This is a genomic window from Acinetobacter sp. 1424608, assembly GCF_000588255.1.
Lineage (GTDB): Bacteria > Pseudomonadota > Gammaproteobacteria > Pseudomonadales > Moraxellaceae > Acinetobacter > Acinetobacter nosocomialis.
Map to the genome: position 1 here is coordinate 1 of NZ_JFXL01000030.1, position 24,254 is coordinate 24,254.

The following is a 24,254-nucleotide window of genomic DNA, read 5'->3' on the forward strand; positions in this document are numbered from 1 at the left end:
AATATCTTTATCGTTAGGTAAGTAGCTGGCAATTTTAGTCGGTAAGCCAATGCCCAAGTTCACATAGGCGCCATCGGGAATATCTTGTGCCACACGTTGTGCAATCTGGTCACGGCTGAGTTTCTGGTAGCTCATGTTATTTCTCCTTATTGCTTACTGTGCGGGCGATACTTGTACAACATGCTGTACAAAGATACCCGGGGTGATGATGTGTTCAGGGTCTAATCCACCCAGCTCCACCACTTCAGAAACCTGAGCAATGGTGACATCCGCAGCCATGGCCATAATCGGGCCAAAGTTACGTGCAGATTTACGGTAAACCAGATTACCCCAGCGGTCGCCCTTATAAGCTTTAATCAGGGCGAAGTCAGCCTTGATCGGATATTCAAGTACGTAATCTTTCCCATCAATATGACGGGTTTCTTTGCCTTCAGCCAAAAGTGTTCCAAAGCCTGTTGGTGTAAACACTGCTCCAAGTCCCATACCCGCTGCCTGAATACGACAAGCCAGATTACCTTGCGGAACAACCTCAAGTTCCACCTTTCCGGCACGGTACAGTTCATCAAACACATAAGAGTCTGACTGACGTGGGAAAGAACAGATCACTTTTTTTACTGAACCGGCCTTAAGCAGTTTAGCCAGACCATAGTCACCATTACCGGCATTGTTGCTCACAATGGTTAAGCCTTTAACACCGAGTTCAATCAGACCGTCAATGAGTTCAGCGGGTTGTCCTGCGGTACCAAAACCACCAATCAGAATGGTTGCACCATCTTTAATCTGCGATAAAACCTCGCTTAGTGAGGACTTACTTTTGTCAATCATGTGAGAAACCTTAGAGCATGAGGTAACGTGATGTATTACTACCGCTAAAAATTTATTCAAATTCTTAATGGTAGTAATAAATGGAGTAAATTTTGTGAGTCAAAAGCGAACTTTTAACTCACATACACTTTCAATTAAGCACTAGCGCGACGACGTTCAACTTCAGTTGAAGGAGCAGCAGCAGCTTCTTTAACCAATTCAATGTTAAATGTGATGTGTTTGAAAGCGTGATCTAAACCACGGCGTTGAATTTCAGCAGGGTCTGTTACATCTACTGCTGTTGCCACTAAACCGTCACGAGTAGCGAAAGCAAAGTCATCCCATAAGTACTCATCACCTTCAATGTTGAATTGAGTAGTTAGCTTGCGGTAACCCGGCGCAGAAACGAAGTAGTGAACGTGAGATGGACGGTTACCATGACGGCCTAACTTGTTAAGAAGAGCCTGTGTTGTACCTTCAGGAGGGCATCCATAACCAACTGGCATAGTGGTTAACGCTACATATTTACCATCTGCATCAGTGAAAATGGTACGGCGTAAGTTAAAGTCAGATTGAGACTTATCAAAGAATGAATAGTTACCTAAACTGTTAGCATGCCATACTTCAACTTTAGCATTTTCAATAATATTGCCATCCGTGTCAGTTACTTTACCTTCAATAATTAAGGTATCGATTTTGCCAGTTTCAGTTCCATCATCCATACGTGCAAAACCAACTGATTCAGGCGCGCCAGCTACATAAAGTGGGCCTTCGATAGTACGAGGTGTACCGCCAGTAACACCAGCTTTGGCATCTGCTTCATCTGCACGTAAGTCAAGATAATGTTCTAAACCTAAGCCAGCTGCCAAAAGACCAAGTTCATTTGCTTGACCTGCATCGGTAAAATATTCCAAACCTTTCCAAACTTCAGAAGGCTGGATGTCTAAATCTTCGATGGCTTGAAATAAATCCCCAAGAAGGCGCACTACAATTTGTTGAACACGTGCATCGACTTCACCTTTTGCTGTGTCGACATTCATTTGTTTTACAAGCGCATCAATTTGTTGACGGTTCATACTAAAACTCCTTAAGTATGCAATACGGTTTTGGGTGGTAGCACTGCGGGCATTTTGTATTGCTAGCAAATAGTTGCTACCACGTTCCTTGTTACCTTCTGAATAATCTGCTTGGTTTATAAATGGACTTCAGAGATCACATTTAAAAAAATTCTTTGGATTTACGAATCATCATCACGAACAGAAGATGGATGACGGTTCATTGCCATCACTTCAATGTCCATGTATGGATAGAGAGGTAAACCCTGTAAAATGTTGTGCAATTCTTCATTGCTCTCGACATCAAAAATGCTGATGTTCGAGTACTGGCCTGTAATTCGCCAGATATGACGCCATTTACCTTGGCGTTGTAATTCTTGCGAATAAGCTTTTTCAACGGCCTTAATTTCATTTGCTTTGTCGGCTGGCATATCAAGTGGAATATGCACATCCATACGTACATGAAATAACATGGGAAACTCCTTATCCTGTTGCCTTAACGACGTAATTTCTCAATCTTATCTTCATCAATTTCAATGCCTAAGCCCGGAGCTGTTGGCAAATGCAATTCAAAGTTTTCGTAACGTAGCGGCTCTTTTAAAATTTCTTCGGTAAGTAATAACGGACCAAATAATTCAGTGCCGAACGCTAATGTTTCAAAGGTTGCAAATACATGGGCCGATGCAATACTTCCTACAGGACCTTCAAGCATGGTGCCGCCATATAGGTCGATACCAGCCAAACCAGCAATTTTGCCAACTTCACATGCTTCAATCAGGCCACCAGATTGTTCAATCTTGACGGCAAATACATCTGCACCATGATTTTTTGCAATACGGTATGCACTGTCAGGTCCAGTTAAAGCTTCATCTGCCATAATGGCTACATCAAAACGATGGGTGAGGCGAGCAAGAGCTTCGGTATTTTGAATTGCACATGGTTGTTCGATTAAATCGATTCCACCATCTTGGAGCTGTTGAATACCATGAATACATTCAAGTTCTGACCATGCACGGTTTACATCTACACGTACACTAACATCAGCACCTAATGCTTTTTTAATCGCAATCACATGGTCAACATCTTGCTGTAAAGGACGTGCACCAATTTTAAGTTTGAACGTGTTATGGCGCTTTAGCTCAATCATTTTGCGAGCTTCAGCAATATCTTTTTCCGTGTCACCAGACGCAAGCGTCCAAAGCACAGGTAAACTATTACGCAGACGTCCACCTAAAACTTCGCTTAATGGCACACCTAAACGTTTGGCTTGAATATCAAGTAGGGCAGTCTGAACGGCACACTTGGCAAAGCGGTTACCATTAATATTTTTACGAATCAGTTTTAGTGTTTGTGCAACATTTAAATCTTTAACTGATGTCAGTAATGGTGCAAAGTAGGTATCAATATTGGCTTTGACACTCTCAGGACTTTCTTCACCATAGTTCAGCCCACCAATGGTGGTGGCTTCACCCCAACCGACAATACCATCCGTGGTCGTAATTTTAACGAGTACCAAAGTCTGGGTACGCATAGTAGTCACAGACAACTGGTGAGGACGGATAGTTGGAATATCCACAAGTATGGTTTCTATGGTTCTATACATGAAGTTTCAACTATTACGAACTTGTTTGTATACCATAGAAGAATGTAATAGCCTAAAATAGATATAGAACGGTATTTTAAGATACTAAAAAGGTATATTAATGGAATTAAGACATCTACGTTATTTTGTTACCGTTGTTGAAGAACAGAGTCTGACGAAAGCCGCAGAAAAGCTTTTTATTGCTCAGCCACCTTTAACACGCCAAATCAAAAAACTAGAAGAAGAATTAGGGATCGATTTATTCGAAAAAGGCTCTCGTCCATTAAAAGTAACGGAAGCAGGGCTGTTTTTTTACCAGCATGCGGTGCAAATTTTGACGCACACCGCTCAAGCTGCTTCGATGGCTAAAAAAATGAAGCTGGTCGAGAACGTTGTTAAAGTGGGTTATGTGAGTTCGCTTCTTTATGGGCGATTACCACAGGTCATTTATCTATTTAGACAAAAAAATCCTGATATTCATGTCGAGCTTATTGAATGTGGTACACGAGATCAGGTAGAAGCATTAAAACTCGGTAAAATTGATTTAGGTTTTGGTCGATTACCAATTAGTGATCCAGCAATTAAACGGCTTTTACTTCGCAAAGAAAAATTAAAACTTGCGATTCATAAAAAACACCCATTAAGTGATTTCCAAGAGTCAGGAATTTATTTATCTCAAATTATCAATGAGACGATTTTTTCTTATCCAACCACACCTAAACCAAATTTTTCGACCACTATTCAAGCTTTATTTACCAAATTAGGTCTTGTTCCAGCCAAGCTGACTGAAGTAAGAGAAATTCATATGGCACTTGGCTTAGTGGCATCCGGTGAGGGTATTTGTATTATTCCGGAAAGTGCCTGTGATATTGGTATGAAAAATCTAACTTATTTAAATATTTTAGATTTAGAAGCTTATAGTCCCATCTCTCTATCCATGCGCAATATGGATCAAAGTTCCTATATTCCTAAAATTTTAGATTGCATTGAAGAGATCTATAGCGAAGAAGAAGTATCCAGAAATTTAAATTTATAATTTTTTAATACGTTTTAAATTGAATTATCATGTTATTTTAAAACTTTAAACCTATAGGTAATATGTAAAAGGAATTATTGAATGAGAAAAATTTTAAGTTTAGCTTCACTTATTATGTCTACTAGCGTTGTACATGCGGAACAATTAAAAGAACAAGAAAAAACTTCTCCTTATAGCGCGAATGTGACTTTTGCTAGTCAATATATTTCACGTGGTTTCCAACAAACTTGGGGTAAACCAGCCTTACAAGGTGGACTGGATTATGCTAACCCGAATGGTTTTTTTGTAGGAACTTGGGCATCAAGTGTCAGCTCTAACTATCTGCGAGATGCTTCAGTTGAATGGGATTTTTATACAGGTTATTTAAAAACAATCGATAAATTCTCGATTGGTATGTCTATTTTTTATTATTACTATCCAGGCGCTAAAAGTACACCAGAAACGGGAAGTACGAGTTATAACTATGGTGAAATTGTACCTCAAATTGGCTATGGTCCTTTAAGCCTTAAATACTTTGTGACTTACACGCCAGATTATGCTGGTTATAACTCTAAAACCATGGGTGGACCTGCTGGTAAAAGGTCAAGAGGATCAAGTTATTTAGATGTTAACTTTACTCAGCCGATCAGTGAAACTTGGACTTTTGGTGCCCACTATGGCTATGAAAGAATCAAAAACTTTTCAGAGTCGAACTTTCAAGATGTTAAAGCCGAAGTAATTAAAGATTTAGGTGATGGTTGGAGTACAGGATTAGCCTATACCAAGGCATGGGATAAAAATGCTTATTATAAAAAGTATAGCAATGGTGAGCCGGGTGCACCTATTTCAAATCCAATTGATTCAACTTTTACAGTCTCTGTAAAAAAAGTGTTCTAATTTATAAATAAAAAGCCTGATCACTTTTTGTTATCAGGCTTTAAAAATTTCATATACAAAATTATTTTTTAATTAAATCATACGCCATCTTAGTGTCATCTAGCTGAACGAGTGAAGCATGGCGAGCAGAGAGCGGATCTTTATTTTCAATTGCTGTCAAAATTGCTTTATGTCTTGGTAGCGAATGGCCTTGCAAATTTGGACGTAGGCTTGTTACTTGAATTGATTGTTGCAAAGGTAAAACCAACATTTTTGACATATAAGCCAATAAATCATTATGCGTTGCTTTAGCAATTGCTAAGTGAAACTGAATATCGGGTTCTATAAACTCTTCAACTGTTGTCGCTTTTTCCATCCCATTATAGGCTTGTTTAATGCGCTCAATATCCTCTTCATTTGCTGTGCTTGCCGCGATATAAGCAAGCTCTGGTTCTAAAACTCGTCGTACAGTAGAAAGGGTTTTAAAAAACTCGTGCTCAGGTGTCGTTTGAATCAACCAAAACAATACATCCGGATCGAGCAAATGCCATTCTTCTTTCGGTCTAACTACAGTCCCGATTTTAGGTCTTGAGTAAGTTAAACCTTTAGCATTTAAAACACGGATGGCTTCGCGAAAGACAGGGCGGCTGACTTTATATTCTTCACATAAATCAACTTCACTTGGGAGTTTTTCATTTTCTGAGATTTCTCCAGAAACGATTTTTAATCCCAATTGTTGAACAATTAATGCATGTTGGCTTTTGCTTGGAATAGGATTTTTATAGTCAGCTTTACTCATATTTCACTATTACGACATGTTGAATATCCTATGGTATAGATGACCTTGTCTTTTAACAAGATCATCTTTTTCAAGAATAAATATTAATGAGAATGACGTGGAACTTCCGAGCCGCGGCAACCGACCAAGAAATCAAAATCGCAGCCTTCATCGGCTTTTAAAACATGTTCTACATAGAGCTTACGGTAGCCGCCAATAAAACTTGGTGGAGCTGGAGGCCCTAAATTTTCAAGACGTTGCTGAAGCTCTTCATCACTCACTTCTAGATGAAGTTTTCCAGCGTAGGCATCCAGTTCAATAAAGTCACCATTTTGAACTACAGCCAAAGGCCCACCTGCCATGGCTTCTGGAGCAACATGCAAAACTACAGTGCCATAAGCTGTTCCACTCATACGTGCGTCGGAAATACGGACCATGTCGGTAATGCCTTTGGCTAAAATTTTTGGTGGCAGCCCCATATTTCCTACCTCGGCCATGCCCGGATAGCCTTTAGGGCCGGCATTTTTCATCACAAGAATACAAGTTTCATCGACATCTAGATCTGGGTCATTAATACGGGCTTTATAATCATCGAAGTTTTCAAATACGACTGCACGGCCACGGTGTTTCATCAACTCCGGTGTAGCAGCAGACGGTTTAAGCACCGCACCTTTAGGCGCTAAATTTCCGCGTAAAATACACATGCCGCCATCTAGTCGAATTGGGTTATCTATTTTCCGAATCACTTCATCGTTATAAATAGGTGATTGCTGGCAATTTTCCCAAATGGTTTGTCCGTTTACGGTTAAAGCTTGAGGATGTGGTAAGAGATTGGCTTCACCCATGCGACGAATTACGGCTGGCAAGCCGCCGCTATAATAGAACTCTTCCATTAAAAAACGGCCCGATGGCTGTAAGTCGACAATGGTTGGCATGCCGCGGCCAACACGGTTCCAGTCATCGAGTTGTAAATCAACCCCAATGCGTCCAGCAATTGCTTTTAAGTGAATTACGGCATTGGTTGAACCACCAATAGCTGCATTGACCTTAATGGCATTTTCAAAGGCTTCTTTGGTTAAGATTTTAGAAAGGCGTAAATCTTCATGGACCATATCAACAATACGCATACCAGAAAGATGAGCCAACACATAACGGCGAGAATCTACCGCTGGAATGGCCGCATTGTGGGGTAAGGAAGTACCTAAGGCTTCAGCCATACACGCCATTGTAGAAGCGGTGCCCATGGTGTTACATGTACCAGCCGAACGAGACATACCAGACTCGGCAGATAAAAATTCATTTAAATCAATTTTGCCTGCTTTGAGTTCTTCATGCATTTGCCAAACGATGGTACCTGCACCAATGTCTTTACCTTTGTGCTTACCATTCAGCATGGGACCGCCAGTCACTACAATGGCTGGAATATCACAGCTTGCAGCTCCCATTAATAATGCAGGCGTGGTTTTGTCACAACCTGTCAGTAAGACCACACCGTCAATAGGGTTACCACGAATAGCTTCTTCGACATCCATACTGGCTAAGTTACGGGTAAACATGGCGGTAGGACGTAAATTCGACTCACCATTTGAAAATACTGGAAATTCAACAGGGTAGCCGCCCGCTTCTAAAATCCCTTTTTTTACATGTTCGGCAATTTTTCGAAAATGCGCATTACATGGGGTGAGTTCAGACCACGTATTACAAATCCCAATGATGGGCTTGCCTTGAAACTCATGATCTGGAATTCCTTGGTTCTTCATCCAGCTACGATACATAAAGCCATTTTTATCCGTTGTACCAAACCAGGCAGCCGAACGAAGAACTTGTTTGTTATTCATACAAATTTCCCTATATAGTATTACTATTAGAATTAATTTAATTAAAAATACACCATAAATTTTATTTTTAAAAGGTTTGAAATTTAAATAGTATTACTATATTTTAAATTGAAAGGATAATTTACGAGCAAGATGCTCTATAAGTAAATAATAGGAAATGGAGTCGAACATGGATTTCGAAAAGGATGTAATACGGACGGTCACGTTTAAGCTGATACCTGCATTAGTCATACTATATCTGGTGGCATACATTGATCGGGCCGCTGTCGGATTTGCCCATTTGCATATGGGTGCTGATGTAGGAATTGGTGATGCTGCCTATGGTCTAGGAGCTGGCTTATTTTTTATTGGATATTTTCTTTTTGAAGTTCCAAGTAATTTGCTTTTAGACAAATTTGGTGCTCGTAAATGGTTTACCCGCATTTTATTAACATGGGGCCTCATCACCATGGCCATGGCGCTTATTCAAGGCCCTAAAAGTTTTTATCTCTTACGGTTTTTACTCGGTGTAGCAGAGGCGGGTTTTTTCCCTGGTGTTTTATACCTGATTACACAGTGGTATCCAGTGCGGCATCGCGGAAAAATTATGGGAATGTTTGTACTTTCACAACCGATTGCCATGATGATTGCAGGGCCTTTAGCGGGTCTATTACTTGGAATGGATGGCATTGCAAATTTACACGGCTGGCAATGGTTGTTCGTTGCAGTTGGCTTACCTGCGGTTTTATTGGCTTTACCGACATTTTTGTGGCTGCCCGATAACATTGATAAAGTGAAATGGTTAAGCATTGAACAAAAACAATGGCTTAAAAATGAACTCGTTAAAGATGAAGCTGAATATGACCAACCCCGACATGCCAATCCACTACATGCCTTAAAAGACAAACGCGTACTTTTATTAGCACTCTACTATTTACCAGTAACTTTAAGTATTTATGGTTTAAATCTCTGGCTTCCTACCATTATTAAGCAATTTGGCGGAGGTAGTGATATTCAAATTGGGTTCTTATCTAGCATTCCCTATATTTTTGGAATTATTGGACTTCTCATTATTCCACGTAGTACTGACCGCCTGAACGATCGTTACGGACACTTAAGTTTTCTATATGCACTAGGTGCTTGTGCAATGTTTTTAAGTGGTTGGCTAAATTCGCCAGTTATGCAGTTGGCAGCTTTGGCTGTAGTTGCGTTCTGTCTATTTTCATCGACTGCCGTGTTTTGGACACTACCTGGTCGTTTCTTAACGGGTGCAAGTGCAGCAGCTGGTATTGCCTTAATTAACTCTGTTGGAAATTTAGGTGGCTATGTCGGGCCATTTAGTATCGGACTGTTAAAAGAATACACGGGAAATATGGCTGCTGGTTTGTATTTCTTATCTATTGTCATGCTTTTTGGCTTGATTTTAACCTACATCGTCTATGCCAAGCTCGAACGCCAAAAAACACAAACAGTGAATATTCAAAAGCCTTTGTAAGGAATAAAACATGCAAATTATTCAATTTGAGAATCGTGCAAATCAACGTGCCGTCGCCAAAGTAGAAGGCAACATGGCATATCCGGTTAAAGATATTCAATCGGTTCGTGATTTAGCACTTTTAGCAATCCGCAATAAAGTTTCATTAGAGCAACAAATTGAGGCGTTAGGGTTTGAGTCCGAAACTTATGATTATTCATCTTTATTAGCAGACTTAAAGGTATTGCCGCCTTTAGATCATCCAGATCCAACGCATTGTTTAATTTCCGGTACAGGTTTAACCCATTTAGGTTCTGCATCTGCACGAGACAAAATGCATCAACAAAATTTAAGCGATGACAGCTCGGTGACCGACACCATGCGGATATTTCAATGGGGATTACAAAAGGGGCGTCCAGCCGAAGGTCAGATCGGTGCACAACCGGAATGGTTTTATAAAGGCGACGGTTCAATTGTGGTAAGACCGGGAGCAGAGCTGCCTTTACCTCCATTTGCTGAAGACGGCGGCGAAGAACCTGAAATTGCAGGCCTCTATGTTATTGGAGAGGACTTAAAGCCTTACCGAATCGGGTTTGCACTGGGCAATGAATATTCTGATCACGTAATGGAGCGCCGTAACTATTTATATCTGGCCCATTCAAAATTGCGTTTTTGTAGTTTTGGTCCAGCTTTACGGACAGGCGAATTACCAAAACATTTAGTCGGAACCAGCCGTTTGCGCCGTGATGGACAAATCATTTGGGAAAAAGAGTTTTTGTCAGGTGAAGACAATATGTGTCATAGCTTGGCAAATCTGGAATATCACCACTTTAAGTATCAACAATTCTTAAAAGCAGGCGATGTTCATATCCATTATTTCGGTACAGCCACTCTATCCTTTGCCGATGGTATTCAAGCACAAGTTAATGATGAGTTTGAAATAGAAATGAAAGAGTTTGGTTATCCACTCAGAAACAAACTTGCTCATATGCAACCCGAGTTACCGATCGGTTCAGTTATTACTCTCTAAGGAATATAAAAATGGTCATTGGACACAACTTTATTGGCGGTTCACGTAGCGCACAAAGTACAAGCTTATTGAAAAGTGTAAATGCAACAACTGGTGAAACTTTGTCTTATGATTTTCACCATGCAACCGAGCAAGAGGTTAATCAGGCCTGTGAAGCTGCCAGTCAAGCGTTTAAGACTTACCGCCATACCACACCTGAACAGCGTGCTGTTTTTCTAGAAAATATTGCCGATGAACTCGATGCAATGGGTACAGATTTTCTTGAAATCGTGTCACAGGAAACCGCTTTGCCACTTGCACGCTTACAAGGTGAACGTGCCCGTACCAGTGGACAAATGCGTTTATTTGCCAAAGTGTTGCGACGTGGTGATTTTTTAGGTGCCCGTATTGATACTGCTTTACCAGAGCGTCAGCCTTTACCACGCCCAGACCTGCGCCAGATTAAAGTCGGTGTTGGCCCTGTTGCAGTCTTTGGGGCAAGTAACTTTCCTTTAGCATTCTCAACTGCGGGTGGTGACACTGCTTCGGCACTGGCAGCAGGTTGCTCTGTAGTGGTAAAAGCCCATAGTGGACATATGGCCACAGCAGACTTTGTAGCTCAGGCAATTGAACGTGCCGTAGAAAAAACAAATATGCCTAAAGGTGTGTTTAACATGATCTATGGTAATGGCGTAGGTGAACCACTGGTTAAGCATCCTTTAATTCAGGCTGTAGGTTTTACGGGTTCATTACGTGGTGGTCGCGCTTTATGTGACATGGCCGCAGCCCGTCCACAACCGATTCCGGTGTTTGCGGAAATGAGCAGTATTAACCCGATGCTGATGTTGCCAGAAGCCTTAAAAAATCGTGGTGAAAAAATTGCACAGGACTTGGCTGATTCGGTGGTTTTAGGCTGTGGTCAGTTCTGTACCAATCCGGGTTTAATCTTGGGTATTAAATCGGTCGAATTTAGCCAGCTCATTAGCAACCTAACCGACATTATGTGGACTAAGCCTGCACAAACTATGCTCAATGCCGGAACCTTAAAAAGTTATACCGCTGGTCTTGAGTACTTAACCCAGCATCAAGGGATTGAACACTTGGCGGGTCAAACTCAACAAGGCAATCAGGCTCAGCCGCAATTATTTAAAGCTGATGTTGAGCTTTTACTGGCGGGTGACCAGCTTTTACAGGAAGAAATCTTTGGGCCAACCACAGTCATTATTGAAGTTGAAGATAAAGCCCAACTCATTCAGGCGCTACAAAGCATGAATGGTCAACTGACTGCGACTTTAATTGCCGACGAAGCTGACTTAACCGAGTTTGCAGATGTAGTGCCAGTTTTAGAGGAAAAAGCCGGTCGATTACTTATAAATGGCTACCCAACGGGTGTTGAAGTATGTGATGCAATGGTACACGGCGGGCCATACCCAGCCACTTCAGATGCAAGAGGCACCTCAGTTGGAACATTAGCTATTGACCGTTACTTAAGACCTGTGTGTTACCAGAACTATCCGCAAAGTTTATTGCCAGAAGCTTTAAAAGACAGCAACCCATTGCAGATTTTAAGACTGGTGAATGGTGAGATGACTAGAGAAGCAATCTAAAAAATAAAAAGAGACCATATGTTGGTCTCTTTTTTATATTTCGAATAATAAATCTATAGCGGAGTAGGCAAATTAAGCACGACTTGTGCATCTTCTATAACATCTAAACGCAAAATTTTTGAAGCACCTAGTTCATTTAATAGCTTTGTTAAAGGGCCTTCGTTTTTCACAAGTCGTACTTTCCTTGGAAAAAGTTTTTGCGCGAAAGAAAGAATGTTCGATTGAACCTCTGTCTGGTGCCATTTGCCATCAACAATATGTAGCATGGTTGCTTTATTAATATGTGTTTCAGAGTCAACATGTTTTAAAGGGGGGACAGCAGTCTCTAAACTTAAATCTAACTTACCATTAAGACCAAAAATATTGGCTTGAACGCTTTTTGAGTTAATGTTCACGTCAATTTTAGTCAGCCATTTCGGTAATTGATAACCATATACACCCCGCACTCTGGCAATTTCTGTATCGACAGGTAACGCCAAAACATGTGCATAAAAATGACGTTGGCGCATCGATTTGATTAGTTCTGCAATATGTGGCCCATGCGCATTAGGCTTGCGTACCACAATCGCAATCGACACTTCGTTATAAGGGTCATTGTCACAAACCGAATAGGTAAAGAACGTAACAGCGACCAACCCATAACCCGGGAAGGGCTGTAATGGTGTTAAGTCAGCAGGAAGTTTTGCTTTAATCTGTTTAATAGGCGCAAGCATCAGCAGTTGCACATTTGCGCTACGATAATAAAAGTTGGGTGCCCAAACAGGACCTACACGGGACTCCACAATTTTTTTAGGAATATGACGGAAAAAGTCGATATTACCAGCAGCAGGGTCTTGAGCGACTTCATCTAAATCGGGATTCATTCTAAAACGGTCATAATAACCACCTTTAGGTACTTTGATTTTTTGTTGTCCAAATTCAACCTCAGTAAATTGTTGTTTTATATCCATGAAAATTCACCTTTACATTAATTGACCGAGTATCTAATGCTGTCCATATGAAGACGTGTTAATTTAGAACCACTACAGAAACTATAAGTTTAAAGTTCACTTTAAAGTCAAGATTTTAATTTTGATGGCTAAAGGCTTTGACATTTAAATGAAATAAAAAAGGGGAAAGATGAGAAGAGTTTAAGGCCGTGCTTTCATATAAATTTTATTTTAAAAATACAATTAAAGTAATTGACCTTAAAGTTAACTTTAAGCTTAGTATCAATATTCAAATTTTATAACCAATCTATAAGTAGTTTTTTAGCAGGAGAACAAAGATGGGATACGTAACGACAAAAGACGGTGTAGAGATTTTTTATAAAGATTGGGGACCACGTGATGCCCAAATTCTATTTTTTCATCATGGTTGGCCTTTGAGTTCAGATGATTGGGATACACAATTGCTTTTTTTCCTTAAAGAAGGTTTTCGTGTAGTTGCTCATGACCGCCGTGGACATGGGCGTTCGAGTCAGGTATGGGATGGTCACGATATGGACCATTACGCAGATGATGTTGCAGAAGTGGTTAAACATCTGAACATTAAAAATGCAATTCATATTGGCCATTCAACAGGTGGTGGTGAAGTGGCTCACTATATTGCTCGCCATGGTCAGGAAAACGTCAAGAAAGCTGTTCTTGTCAGTGCAGTACCACCGCTTATGGTTAAAACTGAAAATAATCCTGAAGGTTTACCAAAAGAAGTTTTTGATGACCTTCAAAATCAGGTTCTCACCAACCGTGCACAATTTTTCCGAGACCTCCCATCTGGCCCATTCTATGGTTTTAACCGACCAGATGCGAAACCATCTGAAGGTATTATTGCTAACTGGTGGCGTCAGGGTATGACGGGCAGTGCAAAAGCACATTACGATGGTATTGTGGCGTTCTCACAAACTGACTTTACCGAAGATTTAAAGAAAATCACCATTCCTGTTTTGGTATTACATGGTGACGACGACCAGATCGTGCCTTATAAGACGTCTGGTGTGAAATCTGCTGAGTTACTTCAAAATAGCCAACTCAAAATCTACCCAGGTTTTTCTCACGGTATGTTAACCGTAAACCATGAAGTAATTAATGCGGACTTATTAGCGTTTATTCGCGAATAATTTAAAGCTATAAACTTTAAAAAAAGAGGCCTATTAAGTGCCTCTTTTTTATTTATAACCCCATGAAATTAAAAGTAATAAAGAGAGAAATAATAAAAGGTATTGACATTAAAGTTAGCTTTAATCTTAAAGTAAAGCCATACTGAATGAGGTCATTCCAATGAAAGTGTTCGAAAAATTAGTATTCCCAAATGGCTCATATGTTCCTAACCGTATTGCTAAAGCGGCAATGGAAGAAAACATGGCTGATTTAAACCATGCACCATCAGAAGAATTAATGCGTTTATATCAGGCTTGGGCAAATGGTGGCGTAGGTCTAATCATTACCGGAAATGTGATGGTAGACCGCCGAGCGATGACTGGACCGGGCGGTGTGGTTCTTGAAGATGAAAAGCATCTAGATACTTTCAAAAAATGGGCACAAATTAGCCGTTCCAAAGGTGCTCAGGTTTGGCTTCAAATTAACCATCCGGGTCGACAAATGCAAGCTAACCTAGGTCAGCAGACTTGGGCGCCATCAGCTGTTTCACTAGATCTTGGCAAAATGTCAAATCGCTTTAACACACCAATTGAAATGACTGAATCCATGATTGCAGAAGTGATTCAGCGTTTTGCAAACACGGCACGATTAGGTGAAAAAGCAGGATTTACTGGTGTGGAAATTCATGCAGCGCATGGATATTTACTAAGCCAGTTTCTTTCTCCACTCAGCAATAAACGCCAAGATCGTTGGGGTGGTTCTTTAGAAAACCGCGCTCGTATTTTAATTGAGATTGTGGAAGCGGTTCGTAAAGTGGTTTCGCCACAGTTTACGGTTGCAGTGAAACTAAATTCAGCCGATTTCCAGCGTGGCGGTTTTAGCGCTGAAGATGCTCAACAAGTGGTTAAAATGTTAAATGAGCAGGCAGTCGATTTGGTTGAACTTTCAGGTGGTAGTTATGAAGCGCCTGCAATGCAAGGCCAAGCACGTGATGGTCGTACACTTGCCCGTGAAGCTTACTTTTTAGAATTTGCACAAGAAATTCGTAAAGTTGCCAAAATGCCTGTTATGGTGACAGGTGGCATACGCCGTAAACAAGTAGCAGAAAAAGTAATTGAAAGTGGTGTAGATATGGTCGGTATTGCCACAGCTTTAGCCATTGAACCTAATTTGCCGAATGCTTGGAAACAAGGCCAAAATATTTCACCTGAACTCAAACCAATTACATGGGAAAATAAAACATTGGCTTCACTTGCCAATATGGCTGTGGTCAAATTCCAGTTACGTAATTTAAGTGCTGGTAAAAAAACAAAACCAAATGTTTCACCAGCTTGGGCTTTAATTTTGCAACAATCAGCGATGTCATGCCGTACTCGCCAGTATAAAAAAGGCATGCGTGATTATTCATTTGCTTCTTAAAAAGTGAGTTGTGTTATGACAAATCTTAACGATTCAAACTGGTTAATTTATGGAGCAAATGGCTACACGGGCGAATTAATCGCTCGTGAAGCTGTACGCCAAGGTCTAAAACCGACTTTGGCTGGCCGTAACAAAGCTAAGGTTGCAGCACTTGCTCAAGAGTTGGGGCTTGACTATAAAGCTTTTGGACTTGATAACGTAGATGCAATAAGTGAGCAACTTCAAGGTTTTAAACTGGTTATGCACTGTGCAGGGCCTTTTTCAGCGACATCGAAGCCTATGATGGAAGCTTGTATAAATGCAGGTGCTCACTATTTAGATATTACGGGTGAAATTGCTGTATTTGAATTGGCACAGTCACTGAACAGCCAAGCCGAAAAAGCCGATATTGTGCTTTGTCCGGGTGTGGGTTTCGATGTCATTCCAACAGACTGTGTTGCTGCTGCCTTGAAAGAAGCACTGCCAGATGCGACCCATTTAGCGCTTGGTTTTGACTCTAGAACTGGGTTTTCACCGGGTACAGCCAAAACAAGTACAGAAGGTATGGCCGAAGGTGGAAAAATTCGTAAAAACGGAAAAATTACCACTGTTCCGTTAGCACATTATGTCCGGACTATTGATTTTGGTGATGGCAAAAAAAGTGCCATGAGTGTTCCTTGGGGGGACGTATCTACAGCGTTCTATACAACCGGCATTCCAAACATTGAAGTATTTGTACCCGCATTTCCTAAAATGATTTTTGGCGCGAAAATGCTGAACTATGTACGCCCGGTATTAAAAATCAATGTTGTGCAGAAGTTTATTAAGTCACGTATTGAAAAAACGGTTGTGGGGCCAAATGAGGAGCTTCGCGCGAAAGTACCTACCTATGTTTGGGGTGAAGCAAGAAATGCACGTGGGGAAATCAAAACTGCCCGTATTCAAACGGAAAACGCCTATAGTCTTACCGTAAATGGCTCACTGACTGTGGTGAATTATTTACTCAAAAATACCGTAAAAGGCGGTACATATACACCCGCAAAACTAATGGGCTATAAGCTAGTGACCGAGCTGCCGGGTTCTGGGCCGCTAGTCATTACTTAACCAAGTCTTTATTAAAACAGTATGTTTATAGATAACCCGAATAAGGAGTCATTCTTGTTCGGGTCATTTATATAATTTATATATATTTCAGGAAGATATAGGGCTATATAGATACTAGAAAAATCAGAAAACAAAACACTCCATAAGACATCATTTAAATTGAATATACTAAAAAGCGATAAATCTTTTTCATAACAAAGGAATGAGAATAATGAGAAAACTCATACTGTTTCTACATGCATCGCTTGATAGTTTTGTCGAAGGACCAAATGGGGCAATGGACATAGGTTGGATTGCTTATGATGCCGATTTAGCAAATCATGCAAATAAAATCTTGAGCACTGCCGATACGGTAATTTGGGGACGTGCGACTTACCAGATGATGCATAATTATTGGCCAACCATGCTTTCAAACCCCGAAGCTTCGGAGCATGAACGAAATCATGCTGAGTGGATTGAAAAGACAGAAAAAATCGTTTTTTCAACCACCTTAGATACAGTTGAATGGAATAATTCCAGACTTGTGAAAGATCATGTTGAAGAAGAAATTAATAAGCTCAAGCAGCAACCGGGCAAGGATATGGTGATTTTGGGGAGTCCACGGTTTGCACACTATCTAATGCAACTTGGTTTAATTGATGAATATAAAATTACGGTTTCGCCCGTTTTAATTGGTAGTGGCTTTCCACTATTCCAAGGGATTCAGCAAAAGACCAATCTTAAACTTATTGAAAATAAAACCTTTGCTTCTGGTGCGATAGCTCTTCACTATCAAAAGGTTGGTTAATTTTTTCTATAATATTTATATGAGAAAGACGAATTACAAGGCTAGTCTGTAATTCGTCTTTTTAGATTTATTTCATGCTGCTTAAACGTTTAACTACTGCTTCGGCAATTTCTTTACTCGACTGAGGGTTTTGTCCAGTAATAATTCTGTCGTCTGAAACCACATATGAGGTAAACGGAATAAATGCTTCTTTATATTTTGCACCACGTTCAATGAGTCCATTTTGTAAAGAAAATGGAACTTGAGACTTAATACCAGAAAGTGTTTCTTCTATATTTGCAAAACCCGTAACAGTTCTACCTGCAATTAACGGTTTGCCATTTTCATCCTGCAAAGGTAATAAACCACCTACACCGTGACAGACTGCTGAAACGACTCCACCTTGGCGATAGATCTGTTCGCTAATATTTTGCAAAGCTTTATTATTTGGGAAATCCCACATGGTGCCGTGCCCACCCGTATAGTAAATGGCTTTGTACTGGGTAGGATTAATCGCGTTCGGAGTTAATGTTGTTTTTAGCCGTTGCATAAATGCTGGGTCGGCTAAATGCTGACGGGCAGATTTGTCTAAGTAAATAGACTTTAAGCTACGTTCATCTAGAGGCACTGCACCACCTAAAGGACTTACAAAGTCCATTTCATAGCCGGCAGCTAATGCAACATCATAAAAATGGGTGAGTTCGGTTAGCCAAAGTCCTGTTTTATCTGAACGAGAAGGGTAAGCCGAATGATTAGTCATGACGACTAAAATTTTTCCATTTGTTTTTGCAAAGCTTTGAGCTTTATCTGAACCTGCGGCATAAACCACATTTGTAGATAAAAGAATGGCAAAAATAATGCTTAACCAACGTTGAAAATTCCACACTTTAAACATCACAGGTTCCTCATTTATCACCTGTGATCCATCGTATGTTTAAAGTGTACTTTAAGGTCAATAGAATTCTATAGGTTTACGGCGTTTTTGATTTATCGTAATAGAGATTCATAAGGCGTTCGGCATTTTCTTCACAGGTAATTTCATCAGGTTTGTTATTAATTGCTTCAATCATAGTGAGTAAATTTTGCTTACTGACTTTAAGCTTTTGTTCTAAAAGTTCGATTTCCTGAATTTTAGATTCAAGTGTTTGGATGAGTGCGTCATGGTTCCAAGTAGTCACCTTGGACGGTAAAAATGATTTAATTTCTGCTAAAGAAAAACCAACTTGCTGGGCCTGTTGAATTAAAGAAAGTTGCTTTAAATCGTTATCCGTATATTCACGATAACCATTCGACTTTCTTTTTGCTTTAGGCAAGAGTTCGATTTGCTCGTAATAACGAATTGTAGGGGTACTTAAACCACTTAGTTTCGATAACTCGCTAATATTCATAACCACATACTCTATTGACATTCAAGTTAACTTTAGACTTATAGTCATTTAAAAGCAAGGTTCATAACTTTACCAAGCACACACTTTCAGTAACAGCTTTCTATGCTTTGATAGATGAAAGAATAGAATTATAAGTATGAAAAAAGAGGTGACAAAATGTCTAAACGCATATTACATGTCGTGACCAATGTTTCACTCTACAAGGATGTAGACCAAGAAACTGGACTGTGGTTAGGAGAGCTCACCCATGCTTATGATGAGTTTGAAAAGCAAGGTTATGTGCAAGATATTGTCAGCCCAAATGGCGGAAAAACCCCAATCGAGCCTAAATCGCTTGCGCCTTTGGTTGCAGATAAATCTGTTAAAGCCAGAGAAAAAGACCAAGCTTTTATTACCCTGTTAGCAAATACTTTTAAGCCTTCCGATATTCATTGGCAAGATTATGACGTGATCTATTACACGGGTGGTCACGGTGTGATGTGGGATTTTTTAGATAACCCTGAACTGCAAGAAATCACCAAAAATATTTATGAAAAAGGTGGGATTGTTTCGAGTGTATGCCACGGTTATTGCGGTTTGCTCAACGTCAGACTTTCAAATGGCAAACGTCTAATAGAAGGTAAAAAGTTAACTGGCTTTGCATGGAGTGAAGAGGTTTTGGCAGGGGTAGCGAAAAAAGTGCCGTACAATGCCGAAGAGCTCGCTAAAGAATATGGCGCTCGTTATGAAAAGGCTTTTATTCCTTTCGCGCCGTATGTCGTTCAAGATGGCAATTTGATTACTGGTCAAAACCCGTTTTCAGCTAAAAAGACAGCTTTAGCGATTATAGAAACGCTTGAAAAGAGTGCTTCGTGAAAATCACTCAAAGTTATAAATAAGATAAGCCGAATACTGCAAATGGAGTGTTCGGCTTATTTTTATCAAACTATGAACGCCACCAATAATTTTCAACATTCGGCTCGTTTAAGTTCAAGAGTTGTCCCATTTGCGGTGTGCTAATGGCTAAATTATTTTCATGAGCTAAACCCACAATACGTTCAAACGGGTCGTCCCAAGCATGAAGCGCCAAGTCAAAAGTACCATTATGTACAGGCAACAAATGACGTCCTTTTAAGTCTAAATGTGCTTGTAAAGTTTGCTCTGGTTGCATATGAACATCGGGCCATTCAGGGTCGTAAGCGCCAGTTTCTAACATGGTCAAATCAAACGGACCATAACGATGTCCAATTTCTTTAAACCCATCAAAATATCCCGTGTCACCGCTAAAAAACACACGTAAGTCATTATCAATAATCACCCAAGAAGCCCAAAGCGTTGCATTGCTATCGCCCATACCACGGCCTGAAAAATGATGGGCAGGGGTAGCGACCAGTTCAAGTCCATCTATATGCGTGGTGTCCCACCAGTCGAGTTGTTGAACTTTTTCTGCTGGAATTCCCCATTTAATAAGGGTATCGCCCACACCAAGCGGCGTTAAGAAATGTTCAACTTTATCGTTAAGCTGCATAACCGCATGGTAGTCGAGGTGGTCGTAGTGGTTATGCGACAAAATCACACCCTTAATAGATGGTAAGTCTGCAATGCTAATCGGTGGCTGGTGAAAACGTTTTGGCCCAATCCATTGAAAAGGTGAAGCACGTTCAGAAAAAACAGGGTCGGTTAACCAAAACTCATTTTGCAGTTTTAACAAAATGGTTGAGTGGCCTAAACGAAATAGAGAGCGATCAGGCGCACTTAAAAGCTGTTCTTTGGTTAAGCTTAAAACAGGAATTTCTTTGTTAGGTACAGTGTCTTTTGGTTTGTTAAAAAGAAACTTCCACATAAGTTGAAGTGTTTTGCCAAAAGAAGGCTTGTGTTGGTTCGGACGCGTATTTCTAAATTTGCCATTGTGCTGCTGAGATGGCATTAACGGAGAAGGCAAGTTTGTTGTGTTTGAAATCGTCATCTTGTTTTTCCTTATTGGAACAAACCTATATGTACAAATAAGAACTTGGGTTAAGTGCTTATTTTAACTCATTTAAATGAGTATTTACTCACTCATTAATTGGTTTAAAAATAAGGACGCCGTGCATCCTTACTCTTTTATCTATATTGAAACGGCATGCCAAAACGCTTCAAAGCCAGATTTGCGATAAAGTTCGGTTTGAGAAGGGTCTTGGGCAATAAAATTAAGTGTAACTTCGGCAAGCGCACCTAAAATCGAAGCAATAAATAACGGTGGATAATCTCTTAATTTGCCATCGTTAATACGATCTTGAATGTTTTGAGTAAAATCACAAAAGGTTTGCATACCAATTTGTTTACTTTGCTCAGTAATTTGTTCCGATGTTGAAAGCTGCGCCATTACTTTACGTTTAAGGGGAGCTTCTAAACTCCAGTCCAAATAGCTTTGCCAGATATGCGACATTTGTGTTTGTAAGTCTGAGTCGGTAGGGTAACCAAGCATCATGACCTGACGTAGCTCAGCCTTGAGCGAAAGATATAACTGATTAAGCAATTCTTCTTTATTACTAAAATAGGTAAATAAAGTGCCTTCTGCCACGCCAGCAACTTTAGCAATTTTTGAAGTAGACGCACGTTCGCCAAGCTCTGCTAATGTTTCGATAGCAGCACTTAAAATTGCATTACGTTTATCTTCACTACGAGGACGAGCCATATACAAACAGATTAATTGAGTGATTACTCAATCATAAACAAAAATAGAAAAAATGCAAGCTAAACAAAAATACCAACTTAAAACGATAGCTAACCGTTATGATCTTATGCCTGGCTGTTGGGGAATGAAATTAAATGAAAATTTTTACTGTTGACCAAAATAGTGCTTTAACGCGCTATGCAGGACAAAGTCTGGTTATTAAATTTGATGACGGAAAAATACTAGAGATCAATGACAGCCAAGAACCTTTAGCCGCGTTCCCTGAAGGCATTCTTATATGGAGTGGTCGAGCTCCCAATCAAGATGCTATAACTGATTTGCAGTTTTCCCAACTAAGCATCACGCCAGTTGCTAGTAATGGAATTATTATCGCGCCATACCAAGAACAAATAGCGACAGCTATAAGCCTGACCCTGTTCGTTACCGATGAAAATGCGCAATTATTCCCAATTAAAGAAAAAAATGTTGTGATTGAGCTTAAAAATGGGAAAACCATAGAAGTACTCGAAGACTATGCTAAAAAAGGCTTGTTGGTTTGGGGCGGGCGTGAGCCGATTTCAGGGTTTTCTATAGAACAATTAAAAGAAAGAACCGAAAGCCTAGGGATTTATCCTATGGCTAGCAATGTCATTTATTTATTTCCATTTAAGTTGGCATAAAAGGCTCAAGGTGGGCTAAAAGAATTGCTAATTGGAACGGATATTTGAGCAGTGACACGGGTAGAGTGTTTTGTTTTTATGCATTTTATAAATAAAAATTTAACAATAAATTTTAACTATTTATCCTTACTTTTTAATGATCTATTTTAAAGCAAATGTCATTTTGTATGCTTGACTGTAAGTGACTTGGATACTATCCTTTGCGGGCTGGCCTACATTGCCAGTCGGTTTTGACGGACCGCTATTTCAACCACTTCAGGACTATTTCTTCTGAGGAATAGTTTTGTGTGCACACCTCGTTCCCTCCCGTAGCGGTAGGACGGGAGTGGGACACTTTCGAGTGTGCTGGAGTTGAAACCAGTCCGTCAACCCGCTTCCGTTCTGCCACCATAATTTATAATGTTTCGGCAGAACTCCCAAAAGAAGGAGTTGGCTATGCACATTCATAAATTATTGGCAGTCACTGTCAAAAACTATCTCGACACAACTTAAATCAATTAAAGCAGCTCGATCGCCGTAAGGCTTTTTAGGCTTTAAATCATTACGTCTAAAACTTAGCAACAATAAAACTTGAGATGTGCCAAGCACAGTCTTTATAGGCTTTGCTGTGCCTTTTTTCTCCCAGAAAAGGTACAGGCTTTTTAATCTCATTTAGAAACAACAAGAATTTATAACGGCAAAACTATGTCAAATTTAGAAATATCTTCGAAAAAACTACATGTTATTCAAACTGCTATACACCTATTTACAACTTACGGGTTTCATACAGCAGGCGTAGACCTGATTGCTAAAGAAGCCCAAATTACTAAATCCACCTTTTATAAATATTTTGGCTCAAAAGAAGGCCTGATCGAAATTTGCATTGCCTTTCAAAAAAGCTTGCTCAGAGAAGAAGTGCTCTCCATTATTTACTCAGGCCATTACCGCACTTCAAAAGAGAAACTTAAAGAAATTATTGTCTTACATGCCAACTTTAATAGCTTGTACTACCTTTTACTAAAAGCCTTTTTTGAAATTAAAATCGCTTACCCACAGGCTTACCGTATGGCAATAGAGTATAGAAAATGGCTACTTCATGAGATTTTTGACCTGATTTTTAGTTTAGAAACTCATGAGTTAAAACCAAGTGCAGATATGGTTTTAAACTTAATTGATGGTTTGATGTTCCAGATTTTAAGCTCAAATAGTTTGGATGAAAGGGATGTGGTGGTGGAGAGGTTTTTGGGGGAGAGAGGCGCAGTTAATTGGTCCTGTTTTTAAAATGGGAGTAAGTTGCCAATTAATCAATAAATTTTTTGAAAAATATAGAAATTTAACAACTTAGAGTAGGGTTTGTTGACATTTACTGTTCATAATTAACCCTATAAAGGTAGCCATAAAAATATACATGCTAAAGCAACAGAACTTTGATAATTTCTTTTGAGCTTGTCATATCGAGTAGCTATTCCTCTAAATTGCTTTAATCTACAAAACATATTTTCAACTAAATGCCTGATTTTATATAAATACCAGTCCATATGGTCATTGTTCGATTGGCTATTTGTTTTCTTTGGTATATTCGCTTTAGTCCCTGTTTTCCTGATCTGTTCACGCAGTGGTTCTGAATCATAGCCTTTATCTGCACATACCACTTTTGTCTCTTTTAAATCTAATGTTGATATTAAATCAGGTGCAACTTTAACATCATGTGTGGTTCCATCGGTAATCATGAAATCAATAGGATTGCCATGTGCATCAACAATCAAATGTATTTTTGAGGAGTTTCCTCCTACACTTTTAGAAATAGATTGATTCGCTATGCCGGCAGAATGTTGATGAGCACGTACATGAGAGCCATCAATAAAAATCCACTCCATATCGGGGCATGAGGCTAGTAATTTGAATAATCTAAGAAACTTACCGCTGCTTGACCAACGATTAAAACGTTTGAAAATAGAGTTTGAATGACCAAAACAGCAAGGAATATCTCGCCACGGACAGCCTGTTCTAATTCTATAGAGAATAGCTTCAATAAAATTGCGTAAATTTGAGTTGTGGTGAATGGATAAATTACGCAGAATAACTTTCAACTTTTGCCAGTGTTGATCTGTCAGCATGGTACGAGGCATAGCGAATAGTAAAATTGGGTTTGGCGATTTGATTTTACTACTTCGCTATTTTTTTAAGCTAAAAGTGTCAACACACCCTA

Annotated in this window: 25 protein-coding genes; 12 read left to right on the forward strand and 13 right to left on the reverse strand. The window is 39.8% G+C overall.

Features of this window, described 5'->3' with window-relative positions; all coding sequences use genetic code 11:
• The 5 genes from J678_RS21850 to J678_RS21870 form a co-directional block, all read right to left on the reverse strand.
• Positions 1-135: CoA-transferase (locus J678_RS21850; RefSeq protein WP_032027522.1), on the reverse strand; the 135-nt coding region annotated here is incomplete at its 3' end.
• 18 nt (positions 136-153) lie between these two features.
• On the reverse strand, positions 154-825 hold the full coding sequence (locus tag J678_RS21855; protein ID WP_016805310.1) for a 3-oxoacid CoA-transferase subunit A: 672 nt from the start codon (positions 823-825) through the stop codon (positions 154-156).
• Between the two features lie 134 nt (positions 826-959).
• Positions 960-1,880: a catechol 1,2-dioxygenase gene (catA, locus tag J678_RS21860; RefSeq protein WP_016805309.1), complete on the reverse strand. Its 921-nt coding sequence runs from the start codon at positions 1,878-1,880 to the stop codon at positions 960-962.
• A gap of 161 nt (positions 1,881-2,041) precedes the next feature.
• Complete coding sequence (catC, locus tag J678_RS21865; protein ID WP_000897237.1) at positions 2,042-2,332, reverse strand: muconolactone Delta-isomerase; 291 nt, start codon at positions 2,330-2,332, stop codon at positions 2,042-2,044.
• A 23-nt stretch (positions 2,333-2,355) separates the two neighbouring features.
• Positions 2,356-3,462: a muconate/chloromuconate family cycloisomerase gene (locus J678_RS21870; RefSeq protein WP_025466176.1), complete on the reverse strand. Its 1,107-nt coding sequence runs from the start codon at positions 3,460-3,462 to the stop codon at positions 2,356-2,358.
• A gap of 100 nt (positions 3,463-3,562) precedes the next feature.
• Between J678_RS21870 and J678_RS21875 the strand changes: the two genes are divergently transcribed.
• Entirely contained in the window at positions 3,563-4,477 is a 915-nt protein-coding gene (locus tag J678_RS21875) for a LysR family transcriptional regulator (protein ID WP_000423293.1), read from the forward strand.
• An 81-nt stretch (positions 4,478-4,558) separates the two neighbouring features.
• A complete protein-coding gene (locus J678_RS21880; RefSeq protein WP_017394028.1) occupies positions 4,559-5,353 on the forward strand; it encodes a TorF family putative porin in 795 nt (264 codons plus the stop codon).
• 61 nt (positions 5,354-5,414) lie between these two features.
• On the opposite strand, the gene J678_RS21885 is transcribed toward J678_RS21880, so the two are convergent.
• Together J678_RS21885 and J678_RS21890 are read right to left on the reverse strand one after the other, a co-directional pair.
• Positions 5,415-6,131, reverse strand: coding sequence for a FadR/GntR family transcriptional regulator (locus tag J678_RS21885; protein WP_017394027.1), 717 nt, complete (start codon positions 6,129-6,131; stop codon positions 5,415-5,417).
• 83 nt (positions 6,132-6,214) lie between these two features.
• Positions 6,215-7,948, reverse strand: coding sequence for an IlvD/Edd family dehydratase (locus tag J678_RS21890; protein ID WP_031955712.1), 1,734 nt, complete (start codon positions 7,946-7,948; stop codon positions 6,215-6,217).
• 169 nt (positions 7,949-8,117) lie between these two features.
• On the opposite strand from J678_RS21890, the gene abaQ reads away from it, so the two are divergent.
• From abaQ to J678_RS21905, 3 genes are read left to right on the forward strand one after another with little or no spacing between them, the layout of a single operon-like run.
• Positions 8,118-9,422, forward strand: coding sequence for a multidrug efflux MFS transporter AbaQ (gene abaQ, locus J678_RS21895; RefSeq protein WP_032027523.1), 1,305 nt, complete (start codon positions 8,118-8,120; stop codon positions 9,420-9,422).
• Between the two features lie 10 nt (positions 9,423-9,432).
• Positions 9,433-10,431, forward strand: coding sequence for an AraD1 family protein (gene araD1 / locus J678_RS21900; RefSeq protein ID WP_017394024.1), 999 nt, complete (start codon positions 9,433-9,435; stop codon positions 10,429-10,431).
• Between the two features lie 11 nt (positions 10,432-10,442).
• Positions 10,443-12,017 (forward strand): aldehyde dehydrogenase (NADP(+)), encoded by a 1,575-nt coding sequence (locus J678_RS21905; protein ID WP_017394023.1) that lies wholly within the window; start codon positions 10,443-10,445, stop codon positions 12,015-12,017.
• A 53-nt stretch (positions 12,018-12,070) separates the two neighbouring features.
• Here the strand turns inward: J678_RS21905 and J678_RS21910 are convergent, their stop codons facing one another.
• Positions 12,071-12,967, reverse strand: coding sequence for a hypothetical protein (locus tag J678_RS21910; RefSeq protein ID WP_017394022.1), 897 nt, complete (start codon positions 12,965-12,967; stop codon positions 12,071-12,073).
• 317 nt (positions 12,968-13,284) lie between these two features.
• Between J678_RS21910 and J678_RS21915 the strand changes: the two genes are divergently transcribed.
• The 4 genes from J678_RS21915 to J678_RS21930 all read left to right on the forward strand — a co-directional run bounded on the left by J678_RS21915 (position 13,285) and on the right by J678_RS21930 (position 17,384).
• Positions 13,285-14,115 carry an alpha/beta fold hydrolase gene (locus J678_RS21915; protein ID WP_017394021.1) on the forward strand — a complete coding sequence of 277 codons (831 nt, stop codon included), beginning with the start codon at positions 13,285-13,287 and terminating at the stop codon, positions 14,113-14,115.
• Positions 14,116-14,275: 160 nt separating this feature from the next.
• Entirely contained in the window at positions 14,276-15,514 is a 1,239-nt protein-coding gene (locus J678_RS21920) for an NADH:flavin oxidoreductase/NADH oxidase family protein (protein ID WP_017394020.1), read from the forward strand.
• Positions 15,515-15,529: 15 nt separating this feature from the next.
• Entirely contained in the window at positions 15,530-16,597 is a 1,068-nt protein-coding gene (locus tag J678_RS21925) for a saccharopine dehydrogenase family protein (protein ID WP_017394019.1), read from the forward strand.
• Positions 16,598-16,808: 211 nt separating this feature from the next.
• Positions 16,809-17,384, forward strand: coding sequence for a dihydrofolate reductase family protein (locus J678_RS21930; protein WP_031996793.1), 576 nt, complete (start codon positions 16,809-16,811; stop codon positions 17,382-17,384).
• A gap of 67 nt (positions 17,385-17,451) precedes the next feature.
• Here J678_RS21930 and J678_RS21935 read toward each other — a convergent pair whose 3' ends face one another.
• Together J678_RS21935 and J678_RS21940 are read right to left on the reverse strand one after the other, a co-directional pair.
• Positions 17,452-18,258, reverse strand: a complete 807-nt coding sequence (locus tag J678_RS21935) for a type 1 glutamine amidotransferase domain-containing protein (protein WP_017394018.1) — start codon at positions 18,256-18,258, stop codon at positions 17,452-17,454.
• 76 nt (positions 18,259-18,334) lie between these two features.
• Positions 18,335-18,751, reverse strand: a complete 417-nt coding sequence (locus J678_RS21940) for a MerR family transcriptional regulator (RefSeq protein WP_017394017.1) — start codon at positions 18,749-18,751, stop codon at positions 18,335-18,337.
• A 156-nt stretch (positions 18,752-18,907) separates the two neighbouring features.
• Between J678_RS21940 and J678_RS21945 the strand changes: the two genes are divergently transcribed.
• Positions 18,908-19,606, forward strand: coding sequence for a type 1 glutamine amidotransferase domain-containing protein (locus J678_RS21945; RefSeq protein ID WP_017394016.1), 699 nt, complete (start codon positions 18,908-18,910; stop codon positions 19,604-19,606).
• 70 nt (positions 19,607-19,676) lie between these two features.
• On the opposite strand, the gene J678_RS21950 is transcribed toward J678_RS21945, so the two are convergent.
• Positions 19,677-20,696 carry an MBL fold metallo-hydrolase gene (locus J678_RS21950; RefSeq protein WP_017394015.1) on the reverse strand — a complete coding sequence of 340 codons (1,020 nt, stop codon included), beginning with the start codon at positions 20,694-20,696 and terminating at the stop codon, positions 19,677-19,679.
• Positions 20,697-20,837: 141 nt separating this feature from the next.
• Complete coding sequence (locus tag J678_RS21955; RefSeq protein ID WP_017394014.1) at positions 20,838-21,407, reverse strand: TetR/AcrR family transcriptional regulator; 570 nt, start codon at positions 21,405-21,407, stop codon at positions 20,838-20,840.
• Between the two features lie 134 nt (positions 21,408-21,541).
• Between J678_RS21955 and J678_RS23430 the strand changes: the two genes are divergently transcribed.
• Both J678_RS23430 and J678_RS21960 read left to right on the forward strand, forming a co-directional pair.
• Complete coding sequence (locus tag J678_RS23430) at positions 21,542-22,066, forward strand: hypothetical protein (RefSeq protein WP_017394013.1); 525 nt, start codon at positions 21,542-21,544, stop codon at positions 22,064-22,066.
• A 684-nt stretch (positions 22,067-22,750) separates the two neighbouring features.
• Positions 22,751-23,326 (forward strand): TetR/AcrR family transcriptional regulator, encoded by a 576-nt coding sequence (locus J678_RS21960; protein ID WP_017394012.1) that lies wholly within the window; start codon positions 22,751-22,753, stop codon positions 23,324-23,326.
• Positions 23,327-23,427: 101 nt separating this feature from the next.
• On the opposite strand, the gene J678_RS21965 is transcribed toward J678_RS21960, so the two are convergent.
• Positions 23,428-24,174 carry an IS5-like element ISAba31 family transposase gene (locus J678_RS21965; protein ID WP_002122556.1) on the reverse strand — a complete coding sequence of 249 codons (747 nt, stop codon included), beginning with the start codon at positions 24,172-24,174 and terminating at the stop codon, positions 23,428-23,430.
• Positions 24,175-24,254: the final 80 nt, after the last annotated feature.